The 17,150-nt window shown below is 74.9% G+C and carries 19 protein-coding genes; 9 read left to right on the top strand and 10 right to left on the bottom strand.

Annotation, left to right across the window (positions count from 1 at the left end; all coding sequences use genetic code 11):
• Positions 1-203 precede the first annotated feature (203 nt).
• Complete coding sequence (locus tag RMN56_RS01110; RefSeq protein ID WP_313721929.1) at positions 204-959, top strand: hypothetical protein; 756 nt, start codon at positions 204-206, stop codon at positions 957-959.
• On the opposite strand, the gene RMN56_RS01105 is transcribed toward RMN56_RS01110, so the two are convergent.
• Positions 908-2,497 carry a phospholipase D family protein gene (locus RMN56_RS01105; protein ID WP_313724621.1) on the bottom strand — a complete coding sequence of 530 codons (1,590 nt, stop codon included), beginning with the start codon at positions 2,495-2,497 and terminating at the stop codon, positions 908-910. The two genes, RMN56_RS01110 and RMN56_RS01105, sit on opposite strands and share 52 nt — an antisense overlap.
• A gap of 139 nt (positions 2,498-2,636) precedes the next feature.
• Between RMN56_RS01105 and RMN56_RS01100 the strand changes: the two genes are divergently transcribed.
• On the top strand, positions 2,637-2,765 hold the full coding sequence (locus tag RMN56_RS01100; protein WP_255474581.1) for a hypothetical protein: 129 nt from the start codon (positions 2,637-2,639) through the stop codon (positions 2,763-2,765).
• 51 nt (positions 2,766-2,816) lie between these two features.
• Here the strand turns inward: RMN56_RS01100 and RMN56_RS01095 are convergent, their stop codons facing one another.
• Complete coding sequence (locus RMN56_RS01095; protein WP_262283730.1) at positions 2,817-3,803, bottom strand: pirin family protein; 987 nt, start codon at positions 3,801-3,803, stop codon at positions 2,817-2,819.
• A gap of 11 nt (positions 3,804-3,814) precedes the next feature.
• Positions 3,815-4,297, bottom strand: coding sequence for a MarR family winged helix-turn-helix transcriptional regulator (locus tag RMN56_RS01090; RefSeq protein WP_313721928.1), 483 nt, complete (start codon positions 4,295-4,297; stop codon positions 3,815-3,817).
• A 126-nt stretch (positions 4,298-4,423) separates the two neighbouring features.
• On the opposite strand from RMN56_RS01090, the gene RMN56_RS01085 reads away from it, so the two are divergent.
• Entirely contained in the window at positions 4,424-5,008 is a 585-nt protein-coding gene (locus RMN56_RS01085; RefSeq protein ID WP_313721927.1) for a DUF1684 domain-containing protein, read from the top strand.
• 51 nt (positions 5,009-5,059) lie between these two features.
• Here the strand turns inward: RMN56_RS01085 and RMN56_RS01080 are convergent, their stop codons facing one another.
• Positions 5,060-5,647, bottom strand: a complete 588-nt coding sequence (locus tag RMN56_RS01080) for a general stress protein (RefSeq protein WP_313721926.1) — start codon at positions 5,645-5,647, stop codon at positions 5,060-5,062.
• A 110-nt stretch (positions 5,648-5,757) separates the two neighbouring features.
• On the opposite strand from RMN56_RS01080, the gene RMN56_RS01075 reads away from it, so the two are divergent.
• Positions 5,758-7,584, top strand: a complete 1,827-nt coding sequence (locus tag RMN56_RS01075; RefSeq protein WP_313721925.1) for a glycoside hydrolase family 15 protein — start codon at positions 5,758-5,760, stop codon at positions 7,582-7,584.
• 66 nt (positions 7,585-7,650) lie between these two features.
• Positions 7,651-8,151, top strand: a complete 501-nt coding sequence (locus RMN56_RS01070) for a metallophosphoesterase family protein (protein WP_313721923.1) — start codon at positions 7,651-7,653, stop codon at positions 8,149-8,151.
• A gap of 1 nt (position 8,152) precedes the next feature.
• On the opposite strand, the gene RMN56_RS01065 is transcribed toward RMN56_RS01070, so the two are convergent.
• Positions 8,153-8,377 carry a DUF3072 domain-containing protein gene (locus RMN56_RS01065; RefSeq protein ID WP_313721922.1) on the bottom strand — a complete coding sequence of 75 codons (225 nt, stop codon included), beginning with the start codon at positions 8,375-8,377 and terminating at the stop codon, positions 8,153-8,155.
• Positions 8,378-8,480: 103 nt separating this feature from the next.
• On the opposite strand from RMN56_RS01065, the gene RMN56_RS01060 reads away from it, so the two are divergent.
• Positions 8,481-9,428, top strand: a complete 948-nt coding sequence (locus RMN56_RS01060; RefSeq protein WP_376787302.1) for an NAD(P)/FAD-dependent oxidoreductase — start codon at positions 8,481-8,483, stop codon at positions 9,426-9,428.
• A 66-nt stretch (positions 9,429-9,494) separates the two neighbouring features.
• Positions 9,495-10,547, top strand: coding sequence for an anti-sigma factor RsbA family regulatory protein (locus RMN56_RS01055; protein ID WP_313721920.1), 1,053 nt, complete (start codon positions 9,495-9,497; stop codon positions 10,545-10,547).
• Here RMN56_RS01055 and RMN56_RS01050 read toward each other — a convergent pair.
• The 3 genes from RMN56_RS01050 to RMN56_RS01040 all read right to left on the bottom strand — a co-directional run bounded on the left by RMN56_RS01050 (position 10,497) and on the right by RMN56_RS01040 (position 14,793).
• Complete coding sequence (locus RMN56_RS01050) at positions 10,497-11,792, bottom strand: cation:proton antiporter (protein ID WP_313721919.1); 1,296 nt, start codon at positions 11,790-11,792, stop codon at positions 10,497-10,499. The two genes, RMN56_RS01055 and RMN56_RS01050, sit on opposite strands and share 51 nt — an antisense overlap.
• A 65-nt stretch (positions 11,793-11,857) precedes the next feature.
• Entirely contained in the window at positions 11,858-12,619 is a 762-nt protein-coding gene (locus RMN56_RS01045) for an HAD family hydrolase (RefSeq protein WP_313721918.1), read from the bottom strand.
• Between the two features lie 41 nt (positions 12,620-12,660).
• Positions 12,661-14,793, bottom strand: coding sequence for an ATP-binding SpoIIE family protein phosphatase (locus RMN56_RS01040; protein ID WP_313721917.1), 2,133 nt, complete (start codon positions 14,791-14,793; stop codon positions 12,661-12,663).
• A 200-nt stretch (positions 14,794-14,993) separates the two neighbouring features.
• Here RMN56_RS01040 and RMN56_RS01035 point away from each other — a divergent pair, with 200 nt between their 5' ends.
• Positions 14,994-15,854, top strand: a complete 861-nt coding sequence (locus tag RMN56_RS01035) for a mechanosensitive ion channel family protein (protein WP_313721916.1) — start codon at positions 14,994-14,996, stop codon at positions 15,852-15,854.
• Positions 15,855-15,913: 59 nt separating this feature from the next.
• Here the strand turns inward: RMN56_RS01035 and RMN56_RS01030 are convergent, their stop codons facing one another.
• Positions 15,914-16,276 (bottom strand): DUF6401 family natural product biosynthesis protein, encoded by a 363-nt coding sequence (locus tag RMN56_RS01030; protein ID WP_313721915.1) that lies wholly within the window; start codon positions 16,274-16,276, stop codon positions 15,914-15,916.
• 164 nt (positions 16,277-16,440) lie between these two features.
• Between RMN56_RS01030 and RMN56_RS01025 the strand changes: the two genes are divergently transcribed.
• Positions 16,441-16,887, top strand: coding sequence for a hypothetical protein (locus RMN56_RS01025; RefSeq protein ID WP_313721914.1), 447 nt, complete (start codon positions 16,441-16,443; stop codon positions 16,885-16,887).
• Here the strand turns inward: RMN56_RS01025 and RMN56_RS01020 are convergent, their stop codons facing one another.
• The gene (locus RMN56_RS01020) at positions 16,888-17,097 is read right to left on the bottom strand and encodes a hypothetical protein (protein ID WP_262283745.1); all 210 of its coding nucleotides are present in this window, start codon (positions 17,095-17,097) and stop codon (positions 16,888-16,890) included. It lies immediately after the preceding gene.
• Between the last annotated feature and the right edge of the window lie 53 nt (positions 17,098-17,150).

Below are 17,150 nucleotides of genomic sequence, written 5' to 3'. Positions count from 1 at the left end.
GGCTTGAACCGGGGCAGAAACCCTCGGATGGCCGGCGGTGCGGTGGAACGAGGCGGCCGGACCCGACTGACCGGACGGCCGATGTCCGAGGCCGACCGGTCAACGTGAAACCCGACAGTTGGCTCACACTGTCGCCTTTCCGTCGTTGTCCCGCAGACGGGACCGCCCGTAGCGTCCAGGGTGTACACGTCTACGGAGGCACCGTGCTGGATCCCGCCGCTCCGCAACTCGTCGTCAACGCCCGGACCCTGCTGTTCAGCTGGCTCCCGGCGGACCCCGACGCGGTCGCGGCGCTCGTCCCGGCCGGTCTCCGCCCGCGTCCCGACCGCCAGGTGTTCCTCTGCCAGTACGTGGTGGACGACGAGACCCAGACCTCCGGGTTCGGCGCGTACTCGCTCACCTTCCTCGGTGTCTCACTCGCGGACATGGGCCCGCCCGACGGCGGGACGCCCGGTGGCTGGTGGACGCACTACCTCGCCTCCAGCCCGCGGGTCCGGCAGTACGCCTCCGCCCGGGGCGCCCCGGCCACGTCCGGAGAGACCCTGCTCGACGTGCGGGGCGGGCGGCTCGCCGCCGAGACCTGGGCCGACGGGCGGCCGCTCATCCAGGTGACCGCCGGGGTCGGGCACACCGGCACCGAGGCGCACAGCGGCCACCACCGCTACCTCACGGCCCGAGACGGCGAGCTGATCGTCGCGGACTACCCGTACGTGGCCGAGCCGGTGTCGCCGTTCGAGGTCGAGTCCGTGGAGTTCCTCGCCCCGGAGCACCCGGTCTACGCGCTCCGGCCGGCCAACCCGCTACAGGTCTGCTGGGGCTTCTACTCGCCCCGGGTGTCGTTCGCGTACCCGGCCCGGCCGAACGCGCTGGACGAGCCGCTGCCCGGCGGCGACCCGGTCGCGGCGGCTCACCAGGTGCCGGCGCGCCGGGCCCGCAGCGGCCTGCCGTCCGGGTCGTAGACCAGCCGGTACGCCGGCAGCGCCCACAGCCGGGTCCGCCAGGGCAGCCGCTCCGGCCGGTGCGGCCGCAACCGCCCCGGCGGGCGGGGCCCGGTGCGCCCGGAGTCGTGCCACCGTTCCAGCTCCGCCGCCGCCGAGGTGATCGTCGCGACCGCGTCCGCCGGGTCGAGCAGGTCGTGGTCATCCCCGCCGTCCGGGTCCCGGTCCAGGTGCTCCCGCCACAGCCGCAGGCGCAGGTCCCGGGCGAACACCCGCGCCCCGTCACCCAGCCCCGCCGGGTCGGTCGGGGCCCGCTCGTCCCGGGTGTCGTCCAGCACCGCGCAGGACAGCTCGCTGTCGTGGGTCCAGGAGCGGCGGTTGAAGTTGTCGCTGCCCACGCTGGCCCAGACGTCGTCCACCACGCAGACCTTCGCGTGCACGTAGACCGGGGTGCCCTCGTGGTTCTCCACGTCGAAGACGTGCACCCGGTCCGGGGCGGCCCGGTGGCAGAGTTCGAGGGCCTGCGCGCGGCCGACCATGTTCGGTGGCAGCGCCAACCGGCCGTCCACGTCCGGGTGCCGGGGCACCACGGCCACCAGATGCAGCTCCGGCTGCTCGCGCAGCGCCCGGGCGAAGAGGTCGGCCACCTCGGTCGACCAGAGGTACTGGTCCTCCAGGTAGATCAGCCGGCGGGCCCGGTGGACCGCCTTGGTGTAGCCCCGGGCCACCGTCCGCTCGCCGTCCGGGGCGAACGAGTAGCGCGGGCGTACCGCCGGGTAGGTGCGCAGCACCTGGACGTGGTGCGGCCCGCACGGCGGCGGGTCGGCGGGCTGGTCGGGCAGCGGGTCCGGGCTCAGGTCCGAGCCGCGCAGCCGGTCCCGCAGGTAGGCCATCGGGTTCTCCGAGTCCAGCGGCATCGGGTCGGTCCACCGCTCCCGGAAGGTGGTGTCCAGCGCGCCGACGACCGGGCCGCGGAGCGCGACCTGGACGTCGTGCCAGGGCGGGTGCGGGCCGTACCGCGGGGACATGGCGACCGGCTGCGGGTCGCCGCCGTGCGTCGCGTCGTCCCGCCGGCTGTGGCAGAGGTCGATCCCGCCGGCGAAGGCGATGTCCCGTTCCGGGTCGCCGGGGCGGCGCAGCACGACCAGCTTCTGGTGGTGTGAGCCGCCGCGGCGGACCCGCTGGTCGAGCAGCACCTCCCCGCCGGCGGCGCAGATCGCCTCGCTGAGGTCGCGGTTCTCCTCCTCGCTGTAGGAGAGCGCGTCGAGGTGGGAGCGCCAGATGAGCCCCTTGACGACCACCCCGCGCTGGGCGGCCCGGGCGAACAGCTGCACGACGGTCGGCCCGTCCGGCCGCATCCGCTCGTCCGGGTCGCCGCGCCAGTCGGTGAAGAAGAGGTGGTCACCGGCCCGGAGGTGTTCCACCTCACTGACCAGCCGGTCGAAGTACGCGCTGCCGTGAATCAACGGCTCGACGAGGTTTCCGCTCGTCCAGACGGGTAACTCTGACCGTGGGTTGGCGCGTTCCTGTGCGGAGAGGAACCAGTCCCGCATCGCCACGTTCCAGCCTCCCGAGGTCGACATCGTCCTCACGGTAGGACCCCCGGCACGGCCCCGCACGCCGACCGTCCCCGGTCGGCCGGGTGCTCGCGTGGGGGTGCGCCGGACCCCTGGATCGCGAAACCGAGGAGGCCACAGCATGCCCGCCGAGACGCCGAACACCGTGACCGAGTACCGCGAGCAGGCGGTGGAGGGTGAACGGGGTGCGCTGGTGGCGGTCCTGTTGATGGTGATCCTCGGGGTGGCCGGGATCTTCGCCGTCTCCTGAGACCGGCGACGGGCGCCCCGGTGGACCGGGACGCCCGTCGGACGGAGCGGGTCAGGGGCGGTCGCCCTCGCCGCCGCTGTGCGGCAGCCGCTCGGCCGGGATCACTCCGAGCCGGCCGGCCTGGTAGTCCTCGACCGCCTGGACCAGCTCGGCGCGGGTGTTCATCACGAACGGGCCGTAGTGCGCCACCGGCTCGCGGATCGGCTGGCCGCCCATGATGTAGAGCTCCAGCGCCGGGGTGTTGGCGTCCTGCCGCGCGTCGGCGGTGACCCGCAGCGCGTCGCCCGGCCCGTGCACGGCGAGCTGGCCCAGGTGGACCGGCCGCCGGTCGGTGCCCACGGTGCCCCGGCCGGCCAGCACGTAGACGAGCGCGTTGAAGTCCGGCCGCCAGGGCAGGTTCAGTTCGGCCCCCGGCTGGAGCGTCACGTGCGCGATGGTGATCGGGGTGTGGGTCGAGCCGGGGCCCTGGTGCCCGGCGATCTCGCCGGCGATCACCCGGATCAGCGCGCCGCCGTCGGGCGTGGTCAGCAGCGCCGACTCCTTGCCGCGGATGTCCTGGTAGCGCGGCGGGTTCATCTTCGCCACCCGGGGCAGGTTGACCCAGAGCTGGAGGCCGTGGAAGAGGCCGCCGCTCATCACCAGGTGCTCCGGCGGCGCCTCGATGTGCAGCAGGCCGCGACCCGCCGTCATCCACTGGGTGTCGCCGTCGGTGATCGTGCCGCCGCCGCCCTGCGAGTCCTGGTGGTCCATGATCCCGTCGATCATGTAGGTCACCGTCTCGAAGCCCCGGTGCGGGTGCCACGGGGTGCCCTTCGGCTCGCCCGGCGCGTAGTCGACCTCGCCCATCTGGTCGAGGTGGATGAACGGGTCCAGCTCGGTCATCGGGACCCCGGCGAAGGCCCGGCGGACCGGGAAGCCCTCGCCCTCGTAGCCGCTGGGCGCGGTGGTCAGCCGGCGGACCGGCCGGTAGGTGGTGGACTCGGCGAGCTCCGGCAGGCGGGGCAGGACGAGGACGTCGTCGACGGTGATCGCGGGCATCGCGGGTCTCCTTACTTGTCGGCCGGGGTGGACGACGCGTCGCGGTCGGCGCGGAGGCGCCGGCCGAGCCGCTCGAAGACCCGGGTGAGGCAGGCGACCTCGGCGTCGTCGAGGTCGTCGATCAGGTGGGTGCGCGCGGAGCGCCGGTGGTGCGGCGCGGCCTCGCGCAGGGTCAGCAGCCCGGCGGCGGTGAGCACCGCCTCGCTGCCGCGCCGGTCGTCCGGGCACGACTCCCGGGCCACCAGGCCGCGCTTCTGCATGGAGGAGATCTGGTACGTCAGCCGGCTGGGCGAGAACACCAGGCGGCCGGCCAGCTCGCCCATCCGCAGCCGCTGCCCGGGCGCCTCGGAGAGCAGCACCAGCACGTGGTAGTCGGCGAAGCTCAGCTCGCTGTCGGCGCGCAGGTCGTCCTCGAGCTGGGTGAACAGCCGCTGGCTCGCCTCGATGTAGGCGCGCCAGCAGGCCAGCCGCTCGGGGTCCAGGCTCTCCGTCATGGCCACGACAGTAGCACTATTTAAAATTTAAACAAGCCCGCTGCTGCCATGGTGACCCGCGCGACAGTGATCTCGTACGGCGGTGATTTTTGAATCTGAACCACAGTGCCGGGCTAGGGTCGGAGGGTGGATGATCTCGACGTGCAGGACTGGCGTGAACGGGTGGCGCGGCTCTACCTCTCCGACCTCGACCTGGCCGGCTTCCGGGCCGCCCGGGACGAGCTGTTCCGCAGCCACCCCAGCAGCCCTCTGCCCCCGGCCGACCGGCCCGGCTTCACCGGGCTGCGCTGGTTCCCACCCGACCCGTCGGCCGTGGTCGAGGCACCCCTGCGCCCTGCCTCGGGCACCGAGAGCATCGACACCGGCGGGCCCGACGGGGTGGTGCGGTACCGGCGGGTGGCGGTCGCCGAGACGCCCTGGGGGCCGCTCACCCTGTGGTGGATCGAGGCGTACGGCGGCGGGCTGTTCCTCCCGGTGCGCGACGCCACCTGCGGCGCCGGGGCGTACGGCGGTGGGCGCTACCTCACCGACACGGTGAAGGGGACCTTCGGGCGCGGCCTGACCGTGCTGCCCGGCAACCGGGTCCGGCTCGACGCCAACTACCTCTACAACCCGAGCTGCGCCTACGACGACCGGTGGGCCTGCCCGCTGGCCCCACCGGAGAACCGGGTCGACGTGCCGATCCGGGCCGGCGAGCGGTCGTACCACTGACGGCGTGACGCCCCGGCGCGACGGTGCGCCGGGGCGTCAGGGACCGACCGGTCAGCGGGCGGTGGCGCCGGTCGGGGTCAGGTGCATCCGGCCGAGCAGCGGCCGGGCCTGGTCGGCCAGCTCCGCGTCCACGGTGACCGCGTACTGGCTGGCCCGCAGCGAACTGGCCGAGGTGAAGTCCCGCTGGCCCCCCGTCATGGCGTGGGCCACCGCGCCGAACACGGCACCCCAGATCGCGCCGATGACCAGGCCCACCACGATCACCGCGAGCCAGTTCCCCGCGGTGAAGATGCCGAAGAGCAACCCGATGAACAGGCCGAACCAGGCGCCCGTGCCCGCGCCGACCAGGGCGGCGCGGCCCGTGGTCAACCGGCCCATCACGGTCTCGACCAGGGTGAGGTTCGTCCCCACGATCGCCGTGCGTTCCACCGGGAACCGGTTGTCGGCCAGATAGTCCACCACCCGCTGCGCGGACGGATAGTCCGGGTACGACCCGATCGTGACGGTCGGCGGGCCGGCATGCGGCCCGTGTCCGTCCCCGCTGGGCGGCGACGGGCGGCCGCTCGGGCCGGACGGGAGGTTGTCGCTGCCCGGCAGGCCGGGCCGCCAGGCCGCGGTGGGACTCGAGGAACTGGTCATGAGCATCCTCCTTCGTCAACCCGCCGCGTTCCCGCCCCCGTCGGGCGGTAACGCGGCCGTCCGGACCGGGTGCCGGGGCATGGCGGCCGCCGGCCCGGGTAGCCAACCCCGTGCGGACCGGACGGATCAGCGAGCACGGTTTCCTCGCCGACGGGCACAGCGCCGCCCTGGTCGACCGGGCCGGCGCGGTCAACTGGTGGTGCCCGTCCCGCTTCGACGCCCCGTCGGTGTTCGGCCGGCTGCTCGACGACGCGGCCGGGCACTGGAGCATCCGGCCCGTGGGCGGGTTCACGAGCACGCGGGCCTACCTGGACGACACGCTCGTGCTGCGTACCGTCTTCACCACCGAGACCGGGACGGCGGCCGTCACCGACGCCCTGGCGCTGGAGCCCGGGGCGCGCGGGCACCGGATCGGGCTGCGGTCACCGCGGGTGCTCGCCCGGGTGGTGGAGGGGCTCACCGGCGAGGTGCCGATGCGGGTCGACTACGCGCCGCGCTTCGAGTACGGCCGGGTCACCGGCTACCTCATCGACACCGGCGGGGTGATCGCGGCGACCGGCGGCGCGTGCCGGCTGGAGCTGCGCGCCAACGTGCCGTTGACCTGCGGCGAGGGCACCGCGTCCGGGCGGTTCACCGCCCGCCCCGGCAGCACCCACCACTTCACCCTCGGGTCCGCCCCGACCTACCAGGGCGGCGCGCCGGCGCTGCCCGACGCCGACCGGGTGCTGGCCGACACCGTCGCCGGCTGGCGGTCGTGGGCCGCCCTGCACGACTACCAGGGCGACTACCGCGACCTGGTCCGCCGCAGCGCCATGGTGGTGCAGGGGATGACCTACGCGCCCAGCGGGGCGGTGGTCGCGGCGGCCACCACCTCGATCCCGGAGGAGCTGGGCGGTGACCGCAACTACGACTACCGGTTCGTCTGGCTCCGCGACTGCAGCCTCACCCTCCAGGCGCTCTGGCTGGCCGCCTGCCCGGACGAGGCGGACCGGCAGTTCAGCTGGGTGGCCCGGGCCGTGGGCCGGATCGGCGACGAGCCGGTGCCGATCATGTACGGCGTCGAGGGCGAGCGGGACCTCACCGAGCACCGCCTCGACCACCTCGCCGGATACGCCGGCAGCCGGCCGGTCCTGGTCGGCAACGACGCCTGGCGGCAGCGGCAGTCCGACGTGCTGGGCGAGGTCCTCGACGCGGCGTGGCTGATGCGGTACTACCTCGACCCGATGTCCGCCGAGGTGCGGCAGTTGCTGCACGCCCTCGCCGACCAGGCGGTGGAGGAGTGGCGCCGGCCCGACGCCGGGATGTGGGAGGCGCGCGACGGCGAGCGGCACTACCTGTCGTCCAAGGTGCAGTGCTGGACCGCGCTGGACCGGGCCGTCCGGTTCGGCGCCCGCATCGGCGAACCCGCCGACGTGGCGCGCTGGGCGGCCGCCCGCGACGAGGTGCGCGCCGTGGTGCTTCGCCGGGGCTGGAACGACCGGGTCGGCGCGTACACCGGCGCCTTCGATTCCGACGAGCTGGACGCCTCGGTGCTGATCATGCCGCTGGTCGGCTTCCTGCGCGCCGGGGACACGCGAATGCGCGCCACGATCGACCTGCTGGAGCGCCGGCTGTCCCGCAACGGCCTGCTACGCCGCTGGAACGACGACCCGGCGGGCTTCCTGATCTGCTCGTTCTGGCTGGCGGCCTGCCTGGCCGAGGCCGGCGAGCTGGACCGGGCGCGGCAGCTGTTCGCGCAGCTCGCCGCACAGGTCAACGACCTCGGACTCCTTGCCGAGCAGATCGACGACACCACCGGTGAGCAGCTGGGCAACTTCCCGCAGGCGTTCTCCCACATCGGCCTGATCAACGCCGCGGGCCGGATCACCGCGGCCGCCGGGCGGCACGGCGGCCAGCCGGCCGCGCCGACCGACCTCATGGAGGACCAGGGGGCCTGAGCCCGAGCCCGGGTCCGGTGCGGGCGCCACCGCGACAGCGGGACCGCCGGAGGGCAGGATCGGGGGATGGAGCTGGTCATCATGGCCGACACGCACGTGCCGAAGCGGGCGCGGGACCTGCCCGCGGCGCTCTGGACGGCGGTCGAGGCCGCCGACGTGGTGCTGCACGCCGGCGACTGGGTGGACGTGTCGCTGCTGGACGCCCTGGAGGCCCGGTCCCGCCGGCTGGTCGGCGTGTACGGCAACAACGACGGGCCGGCCCTGCGCGCCCGGCTGCCGGAGGTGGCCCGGGTCGAGCTGGACGGGCTGCGGGTGGCCGTGGTGCACGAGACCGGGCCGAAGACCCGCCGGGAGGAGCGCTCCGCCGCCGCCTTCGGTGACTGCGACCTGCTGGTGTTCGGGCACTCCCACATCCCGTGGGACAGCGTGGCCCCGGGCGGCCTGCGGCTGCTCAACCCCGGCTCACCCACCGACCGGCGGGCCCAGCCGCACGCCACCTACCTGACGGCGCGGGTGGCGGCGGGACGGCTCGACGGGGTCGAGCTGCACCGCCTGCCCCCGCGCTGAATCACCGGCCGCGGCCGGTCTCCGCCTGGAGCTCGTCGATCCGGCGGGACGCCTCGGCCTTCGTCAGCCCGTCCGGCACCTCCTCGCCCGCCTCCCGGGCCAGGGTGTGCAGGTACGACTCCTGCGCCGCGGTCGGCGGCTCGTCGCCGGTGACCCAGTCGTCCGGGTCCTTCACGGCGGCGTCCGGGTTGACGTTGTCCTTGCTGCCGTTGCTGCGGTCGGCCATGGTGATCACCTCTCCTCGAACAGGTGTACCACTACCCCCGTCGCGCGGTCTTCATGCCGGCCGCCCCCCTACGATCATCCGCGTGACTGCGGACCGGGCGGGTGTGGTGGTGGTCGGCGCGGGCATCGCCGGGGTGGCCTGCGCGGCCGAGTTGGCGGGGGCCGGCATCCCGGTGGAGGTCCGGGAACGCGCCCGGGTGACCGGCGGGCGGATGGCCAGCAAGCGCTTCGAGGGCCGCCCCGCCGACCTGGGCGCCGCCTACTTCACCGTCGACGACCCCGACTTCGCCGCGGTGGTCGAGGGGTGGCGGGCCGCCGGCCTGGCCCGGGAGTGGACCGACACGCTCGTCGCGTACGGGCCGCGGGGGCGCGAGGAGGTGGCCGGTCCGGTGCGCTGGGCCGCCCCGCGCGGGCTCCGCTCGCTCGTGGAGCACCTGGCCGAGGGCCTGCCGGTGGCGCACAACCGGCTGGTCATGACCGTCGAACCGGGTCCCCGCGTGGACGGGCGGGCCGCCGAGGCGGTCGTGCTGGCCATGCCGGGCCCGCAGGCCGCCCTGCTGCTCGACCCCGCGCTGGCGGCGGCCACCCGGGCGGTGGCGGCCCAGCGCTGGTCCTCCGCGCTGGCCGGGGTGCTGCGCTTCCCGGCCCGCCGCTGGCCGGACTTCCGGGGCGCGTTCGTCAACGAGCACCCGGTGCTGAGTTCGGTCTGTGACGACGGGGACCGGCGCGGCGACGGCGCCCCGGTGCTGGTCGCGCACACCACGGCCGAGTTCGCCTCCGGCCACCTGCTCCAGCCCACCTCCGCCGGCCCCGCCATCGAGCAGGCCGTCCGCGACCTGTTCGGCCTGCCCGAGCCGGCCCAACTGACCCACGTGCACCGCTGGACGTACGCGAAACCGGCCGCCCGCGTGGACGGCCCCTACCACCTGGACGACGAGGGGATCGGCCTCGCCGGTGACGCCTTCGGGCGGCCGCGGGTACAGGGCGCCTGGCGCTCCGGCCGGGACCTGGGCCGTGCCCTGGCCGCCCGCTTGCTCGCGGACCGTGGCTGACCGGTGCCACTGCGCGCAGGCGGCCCGTCACCCACGGGTATCGTTCGGCGGGGAGGTGCAGGGGCAGTGAGCGGTGCCGGCGGTCGGCCGCGGGACGGCAGGACCGGCGTCGACCGGTCGCCGTTCCCGGATGGCGGGCTGCGCCACGACGCCCTGTTCTACACCGACGACCGGGACTACGGCGCCGCCGTGGGCAGGTTCGTCGAGGCCGGACGGGCCGCCGGCGAGCCGGTGCTGGTCGCCGTGCCCACCGACCGGCTGCCCCTGGTCCGGCCGCTGCTCGACCCGCTCGACGGTGTCGACGTGGCCGACATGGCGGTGCTGGGGCGCAACCCGGCGGCCATCATCACCACGCTGAACGACTTCGCCGACCGGTTCCCCGGCCGCCGGGTCCGCGTCGTGGCCGAGTCGCTGTGGCCCGGCCGGCGCCCGGCCACCCACCGGCACTGCGTCGAGCACGAGGCGATGATCAACCTGGGCCTCGCCGAGCGGCCGCTCACCGTGCGCTGCCTGTTCGACCGGTCCCGGCTGCCGGCGGCGATGCTCGTCGACATCGCCCGGACCCATCCCTGGCTGGTCAGCGGGGGAGTGGCCCGACCCAGCGCCGGCTACCGGCCGCCCCGGGCGGTGCTGCGCCGGCTGGCCCGTCCGCTGCCCTCGCCACCCGACGACGCGCACGTGGAGCCGGTCCGGCCGGAGGGCCTCGGGGCGCTGCGCGCGGCGGTGGCCGCCGTTGCCGAGGCCGCCGGGCTCGCCGCGGAACGGGTCGACGACCTGCGGATCGCCGTCACCGAGCTGGCCTCCAACGCGCTGACCCACGGCGCCGGGCCGGCCATCGCCCGGTGCTGGGCCGCCTCGGGCGACCTCGTCTGCGAGGTGAGCGGCCCGGGCGAGCTGGCCGACCCGCTGGCCGGCCGGATCCCGCCGCCGGTGACCGGCGTGCGCGGCCGGGGGCTGCTGCTGGTGCACCGGCTCTGCGACCTGGTGGACGTGCACGTCGCCGACGGGGTGACCACGGTGCGGCTGCACCTGGAGCTGCCGGCCGCCCGGCTGGTGCCGGCGCCCCGATCAGCCCCGGACGCCGTCCAGGGCGGGTTCGTCCGCCCGGCCCCGCTCTGAGGCCTCCCGGGTCCGCTCGCCGGCCCGGTCCAGCAGCTGCATGACCGGGGTGGCCGCGATCCCGTGCACCACCACCGAGATCACCACGACCAGGCCGACCGTCGCCCAGATCAGCTCGGCCTGCGGAAACTCCGTCTTGCTGGTGGCGTACGCCAGGTAGTAGAACGAGCCGACGCCGCGGATGCCGAACAACGAGATCACCCAGTGCTCGGCCGGACGGCCCGGCGCGCCGCGCAGCGACAGCCAGCCGGCCAGCGGCCGGACCACGAACACGAGGGCCAGCCCCACCAGGGCCGCCGGCCAGGTCAGCGGGGCGAGCAGCCCACCGATCACCGCGCCGCCGAAGAGCAGCAGCAACAGCACGGTGAGCAGCCGCTCGACCTGCTCGGCGAAGTCGTGCAGCACGGAGTGGAACTCGTGGGTGCGTTCGGCCGCGCGGATCGCCCGGGCCGCCACGAACACGGCCAGGAAGCCGTACCCGCCGACCACCTCGACCAGCCCGTACGCCAGGAAGGTCGCGGCGAGGGCGAGGAAGCCCTCGGCGTGCCGGGCCAGCCGCAGGTTGCTCGGGGCCCGGAAGAACAGCTTGCCGAGCAGCCAGCCGACGAGCAGGCCGCCGCCCACCCCGACGGCGAGCTTGTAGAGCACGTCGACCGCGAGCCAGTGGGCCAGCCAGTCCGCCGGGGCGAGGCTGGTGGTGGCGATGGCGATGGCCGCGTAGACGAAGGGGAAGGCCAGGCCGTCGTTCAGCCCGGCCTCGGAGGTGAGCGCGAAGCGCACCTCGTCCTCCGAGTCCTCCACGTCGGTCGGCTCGCCGACCTGCACGTCGGAGGCGAGCACCGGGTCGGTCGGGGCGAGCGCGGCGCCCAGCAGCAGCGCCGCGGCCGGCACCAGGCCGGCCCACCACCAGCCCAACACCGCCACCGCGGCGATGCACAGCGGCATGGCGATGGCCAGCAGCCGCCACGTCGACGACCAGCGCGCCCAGCTCAACGGCCGGTCGATCTTGAGGCCGGCGCCCATGAGCGCGACGATCACGCCGACCTCGGTGAGGTGGGTGGTCAGCTCCGGCCAGCGCAGCGGGTCCGGGGTCGGCAGCCCGGTGGGCAGCACGAAGACCAGCATGCCGAGGCCGAGGAACGCGATCGGCATCGACAGCGGCCGGCGTTCCAGCACCCGGGGCAGGATCCCCGCCAGCAGGGCGCCGACGCCCAGCAGGGCGAACGCGACATCGACCGGTTCCACGGCACCACCCTTCCGCCGCCCGGCGGTGCGGGCAGGTGGTCACCAGTGCCCCGAAGCGGTACCGGCTATGCCTCCGCGTCCGTCTTCTCGCCCGTGGGACCGGTCACCGTGTCGCCGGCCCGGCGCGGGGCGCGAACCGACCTGGCCGGGTCGGTGAGGGCGGCGATCGCGCTGTCGGCGAGGCCGTCCAGCAGGGCGGCCGGGTCGTCGTAGACGGCCACCGCACCCGAGCCCGCCAGCTCGCCGCGGCTGGTGCCGCCACAGGTCAGCCCGATGCAGGGCACGTCCAGCTTGCCGGCGGCGGCGACGTCCCAGACCGAGTCGCCCACGAACACCGCCCGCTCGGCGGCCAGCCCCGACTGGGCCAGCGCGGCCGCCAGGATGTCCGGAGCCGGCTTGCTCTCCTCCGCGTCCGCCGAGGAGGTCACCGTGTCGATCACGTCGTCGGCGTCGAGGGCGGCCCGCAGGGCGGCCACCTCGTGCTCGGCCGCCGACGTGGCCAGCACCACCCGCAGCCCGCGGGCCGCGCAGGCGCGCAGCAGGTCCACCGCCCGGGGCAGCGGCACCAGCCGCTCCCAGTACTCGGCGTACAGCGCGTCGTGCGTGTCGCGCAGCTTGCCGTCCGCGTCCCGGTCCCGTTCCGCGCCGAGCAGGTGGTCGAGGAGCTTGTCCGAGCCCATCCCGATGGCCCGGTGGATCCGCGCCATCGGCACCCGGTGGTCGCCCTGGCGGAGCGCCTCCCACCAGCTCACCGTGTGCAGGTACGTGGTGTCGACCAGGGTGCCGTCCACGTCGAAGAGGACGCCGCAGCGGTTGTCGTCAGGCATGGCTCCCCTCCTACCCGTCCGGGCCGGCCCCGACGCGCGACTCACCCGGGTGGGATGAGGATTTCGAACCAGACCGTCGACCCCCGCACCGTGGGGTCGGTGCCCCAGGCGTCGCTCAGCTCCTCGATGAGCCCCAGCCCGCGGCCCCGGCTGCTCAGCGTGTCGGTCTGCGCCCGGGTCACCTGCCCCCGTGTGCCGGAGTCCGCGACCGAGACCAGCAGGCGTTCCGGGCTCAGGTCGATCTCGACCCGGGCGGCGGTGCCGGCGTGCAGCAGGGCGTTGGTGGTCAGCTCGCTGGTGCAGAGCACCGCCGCGCCGACCACCGCCTCGGGCACCTGCCAGTCGGTGAGCTGGGCGGTCAGCCAGTGCCGGACCCGGCTCGGCGCGGTCGGCTCGGCCGGCACCTCCATGCGGGCCGACCGGCTCGGCTTGACCGCGTGCTCGACGGCCAGCACAGCCACGTCGTCCTCGGTGGCGCCCGGAACCGCGGCGGTCGCCACCGCGCAGAGCGCCCGCGGGTCCCCGCTGCTCGCGGCGGTCACCGCCGCGCTCAGCCCGGTCAGGCCGGCGGTGAGGTCCTGCCAGCGCCGCTCCACCACCCCGTCGCTGAACAGCAGCAGGGTGTCGCCGGGGCGGAACGGCACGGTGACCGTCCGCGGGCGGCCGCCCAGACCCAGCGGCGGCGCCGGCGGCACCTCGACGTACTCGGCGACCGGGTCGCCCTCGGCGGGGCAGCGCCGGATCAGCGGCGCGGGATGGCCCGCGCTGGCCAGGGTGACCCGTTCCCGGTCGGCCTCGATCACGCCGAACACCACGGTCACGAAGAGCTCGTGCGTGCCGCCCTCGGTGCCCAGGCTGGCGACCAGCCGGTCCAGGCCGCCGAGCACCGCGTCCGGCCGGGGGTCGGAGAGGGCCAGCGCGCGCAGCGCGGCGCGTACCTGGCCCATCCGGGCGGCGGCCTGCACGTCGTGCCCGGCCACGTCGCCGAGCACCACGCCGAGCGCGCCGGTGGGCAGCACGAACGCGTCGTAGAAGTCGCCACCGGCGGCGTTGCCGTCGACGCCGGGGTCGTAGCGGGCGGCGATCCGCAGCCGGGGCAGGTCGGGCAGCTGCTCCGGGAGCATGCTGCGCTGCAGCAGCTGGGCGGTGCCGTGCTGGGTCTCGAAGCGGCGGGCCCGCTCGGCGGCCTGGCCGACCAGCTCGGCCGAGGCGGCGAGCAACGCCCGTTCCGCCGGCGACCAGGGGTGCGCGGCCTGGTAGCCGACGGTCAGCGCGCCGCGGATGACGGTCGAGCGCAGCGGCAGCGAGGCGATCGCCCGGATCTTCTCGTCGTGCCGGTCCGCCGCGCTGTCCCGTAGCGGCTGGCCGTCGCCCACGAAGGACGACACCCCGCTGCGAGCGGTCACCGCGTTCGGCACGGCCGAGTCGGCGGGCAGCCGCCGCCACAGCGGCGGCAGCCGCTCGTCGGCCTCGTCCAGCAGCTCACCCCGGACCCGGCGGACCATCCGCCAGGCGGAGCCCTCGTCGACGACGAACGAGACCCGGTCGGCGTCGAAGGAGTGCAGGCAGTAGCGCAGCGTGACCCGGGCGACGTCGTCCAGGGTGAGCGTGCCGGAGAGCGCCGCCGCGAAGTCGCTCAGGCTCTGCAGCTGCTGGGTGACCTGGGTGGTCTGGGCCGCCACGGTGAGCACGCCGATGATCTGCCCGGTCGAGTCGCGGACCGGGGAGTAGCCGCGGGTGAACACGGCGGGCTCGGCGTGGCCCCCCTGGTGCCGGTCGACCGGCAGCACCGCCTCCCGCTCCAGGTAGGGCTCGCCCCGCCGGTAGACCCGGGTGACCACCTGCCCGGCGGCGGGGTCGTGCCAGAGGTCGGCGAACACCTCCGCCGCCGGCTGCCCGAGCGCCGCCGGGTGCCGGTCGCCGATCAGCTCCGCGTACCCGTCGTTGTAGAGCAGGACCAGGTCCTCGCCGTAGAGCAGGGCCATCGGCACCGGGGAGGCCAGCACCAGGTCGACCACGGCACGGACCGCCGGATCCCAGCCGTCCGGCGGACCGAGTGGCGTGTCCGCCCACGGGTGGGCCAGGACCGTCGCCGCGCCGGTCGCGCCCGGTCCGGCGCTCGCTCCCGGGTTGGGGGCTGATGGCGTGGGGACCCGCCCGACGGTGCCTGGCATGACCGCAGCCTAACCGGAGCCTGGCGGTCAGGTTTCGAGCACGCGCGCGCGTCGGCCCCAAACCGGCCCGATCGCGGGGGTTAGTGCAGGTCAGGGGTAGTTCGCCCGGCCATGTCGGGAAATTGCCCCGGGTCGGCCCGGCGTGCTGCCGACGCGACCGGGTATGCGGGCGGCGCAGTTCACGCGACAGGAGGGACAACATGCCGAAAACCCTCGCGGTCGGGCAGGCCGACATCGGTGACGCCCTGACCGATTTCTGGAGGTCGATCCTGCTCTTCATCCCGAGGGCCATCGCGTTCATCGCGATCCTCGTGGTGGGTTGGCTCATCGCCCGAGCCGTCCTCAAAATCGTGGACGCGGCACTGGAACGGGTGGGATTCGACCGCGCCGTCGAACGCGGCGGCGTCAAACGCGCGCTCGAACGCACGAGATACGACGCCAGCGACATCCTGGCCAAACTGGCCTACTACGCGGTCCTGCTGTTCACCCTGCAGTTCGCCTTCGGGGTGTGGGGACCCAACGCGATCAGTGACCTGATCCGGGGGGTGGTCTCCTGGCTGCCGCGGGCCTTCGTGGCGATCGTCATCGTGGTCATCGCGGCCGCCATCGCCAACGCGGTGCGGGATCTGGTCTCGGGCGCCCTCGGTGGGCTCTCGTACGGCCGGGTGCTGGCCGACGTGGCAGCGATCTTCGTCCTGGCGCTCGGCGTCATCGCCGCGCTCAACCAGGTGGGCATCGCCACCACGGTCACCACGCCGGTGCTCATCGCGTTCCTCGGCACCATCGCCGGCATCCTGGTGGTCGGCGTGGGCGGTGGTCTGGTGAAGCCCATGCAGGCCCGCTGGGACCGGTGGCTCGACCGGGCCGCCGCGGAGTCCCGGGCGATCCAGCAGCAGCGCCAGGCGCAGGGCGCCGGTCGCAGCGACTACGAGCGGCAGATGGCCGATCGGGGCGGCCAGCCCGCCCCGGCCACGCCGCAGTCGTCGATGTCGGGGGCGCAGGGGACGTACCGCTCCGGCGCCGGGGACGAGACCCAGCAGTTCCGCCGGCCCAACGGCTGAGCGACAACGGGGCGACGAGGGTGTCCGCGGGGCGAATCGCGGGCACCCTCCGCCGTGTCTCAGGCCAGGTCGCGAGGGTCCAGCGCGCGGGTCAGCAGGCAGACCGCGAGCAGGCGGGTGAGCACCCAGTCCGGCTCGGACCAGTCGACCGGCTCGACCGGCGGCTCCCAGCCGTGCTCCCGCGCCGCGTCGCGCACGCCCTCGGCGTATCCGGCGAGCGCCGCCACGGTCAGCGGGCGGCGGTCGCCGTCCAGGCTGTCGCGTACGCCGGCGGCGTGCTGGTCGACTGCGGCCAGCAGGCCGGGGTTGGCGGCAGCCGCGGCGAGGCCGGCGGTGCCGACGACGGCGGTGAGCGTGGTGAGGCTGGACCTCGCGGCCAGCGCCGCGGAACGGGTCGCCACCCGGTTGTTCGGCACGCGCATGGTGACCGAGGCTAGCCCCGCCGGGAGCGGGGCGGCCTCGGCCGACCGGCCGATGCCCGGGTCCTCCGGGCGATGCGGCGCTCCGCCCGGCGGGATTGAGCCGTGCGCCGCGGGGCAGAAGGGATACCGCGCAGACCGCCCAGCAGACCCCGCGGAGGAACGGAATGGGACAGCAGGTGGACGGGCCGGACCAGGTGCACCGCCGGCCGGCCGGCGTGAGTGACGCCACGGTCGAGGCCCTGGGCAAGCTCAGCGAGGCGCTGGAGTGCGTCGAGCGGGCCCGGGGGCACCTCTACTCGCTGCACCAGCTCATCGGGCATGCCGACCTGATGCTCGACGACGCCGTGGAGCTGTTCCGCTCCGCCGGGCACCCGGAACTGGCCGCACGCGTCGAGGAGGACCTGCTCGGGCGCAACGTCATCGCGGGACGCTGGACCTTCCAGATCGTCGAGGACTTCGACGACGGGTACTACGCGCTCTTCCGGGAGCTGGACCGGCGGGCCCGCGACGAGCTCGTCGGCGGCCGGCGGCACCTCTACGAGGCGGAGATGAAGGAACGGCGCCGCAGCCCGGGACGGCCGGGGCACGAGGCGCGCCCCGCCGAGGGCTGATCAGTCGGAGGAGCGGGCCTGCGCCGTGCGGCGTACGCCGTCGTCGGCGATGATCACAGTCGCCACCATGAGCGCCACCACGAGGCTGAACAGCCAGGAGCTGTCGTCGACGAGCCGGGCGGCGACGGGGGCCTGAACCGCGGCGAGCAGGAAGCCGAGCCATGCCAGGCGGCGCTGACGCTGGGAGAGGAAACCGGAGCCCTGTTGCATCCCGAAAGTCTTACGCGGGGCAGGGGCATCGCCGTCAGCCGTTCGGCCGATTC

This window comes from Micromonospora halotolerans, assembly GCF_032108445.1.
GTDB lineage: Bacteria > Actinomycetota > Actinomycetes > Mycobacteriales > Micromonosporaceae > Micromonospora > Micromonospora halotolerans.
This window is presented reverse-complemented; position numbering and strand designations above follow the sequence as displayed.

Bases quoted from the DNA above. Each gene is read 5' to 3' on its own strand.
- RMN56_RS01040 (WP_313721917.1), bottom strand. From the start codon at position 14,793: ATGCCAGGCACCGTCGGGCGGGTCCCCACGCCATCAGCCCCCAACCCG.
- RMN56_RS01090 (WP_313721928.1), bottom strand. From the start codon at position 4,297: ATGACGGAGAGCCTGGACCCCGAGCGGCTGGCCTGCTGGCGCGCCTAC.
- RMN56_RS01100 (WP_255474581.1), top strand. From the start codon at position 2,637: ATGCCCGCCGAGACGCCGAACACCGTGACCGAGTACCGCGAGCAGGCG.
- RMN56_RS01080 (WP_313721926.1), bottom strand. From the start codon at position 5,647: ATGACCAGTTCCTCGAGTCCCACCGCGGCCTGGCGGCCCGGCCTGCCG.
- RMN56_RS01025 (WP_313721914.1), top strand. From the start codon at position 16,441: ATGGGACAGCAGGTGGACGGGCCGGACCAGGTGCACCGCCGGCCGGCC.
- RMN56_RS01020 (WP_262283745.1), bottom strand. From the start codon at position 17,097: ATGCAACAGGGCTCCGGTTTCCTCTCCCAGCGTCAGCGCCGCCTGGCA.
- RMN56_RS01045 (WP_313721918.1), bottom strand. From the start codon at position 12,619: ATGCCTGACGACAACCGCTGCGGCGTCCTCTTCGACGTGGACGGCACC.
- RMN56_RS01095 (WP_262283730.1), bottom strand. From the start codon at position 3,803: ATGCCCGCGATCACCGTCGACGACGTCCTCGTCCTGCCCCGCCTGCCG.
- RMN56_RS01065 (WP_313721922.1), bottom strand. From the start codon at position 8,377: ATGGCCGACCGCAGCAACGGCAGCAAGGACAACGTCAACCCGGACGCC.
- RMN56_RS01070 (WP_313721923.1), top strand. From the start codon at position 7,651: ATGGAGCTGGTCATCATGGCCGACACGCACGTGCCGAAGCGGGCGCGG.
- RMN56_RS01035 (WP_313721916.1), top strand. From the start codon at position 14,994: ATGCCGAAAACCCTCGCGGTCGGGCAGGCCGACATCGGTGACGCCCTG.
- RMN56_RS01030 (WP_313721915.1), bottom strand. From the start codon at position 16,276: ATGCGCGTGCCGAACAACCGGGTGGCGACCCGTTCCGCGGCGCTGGCC.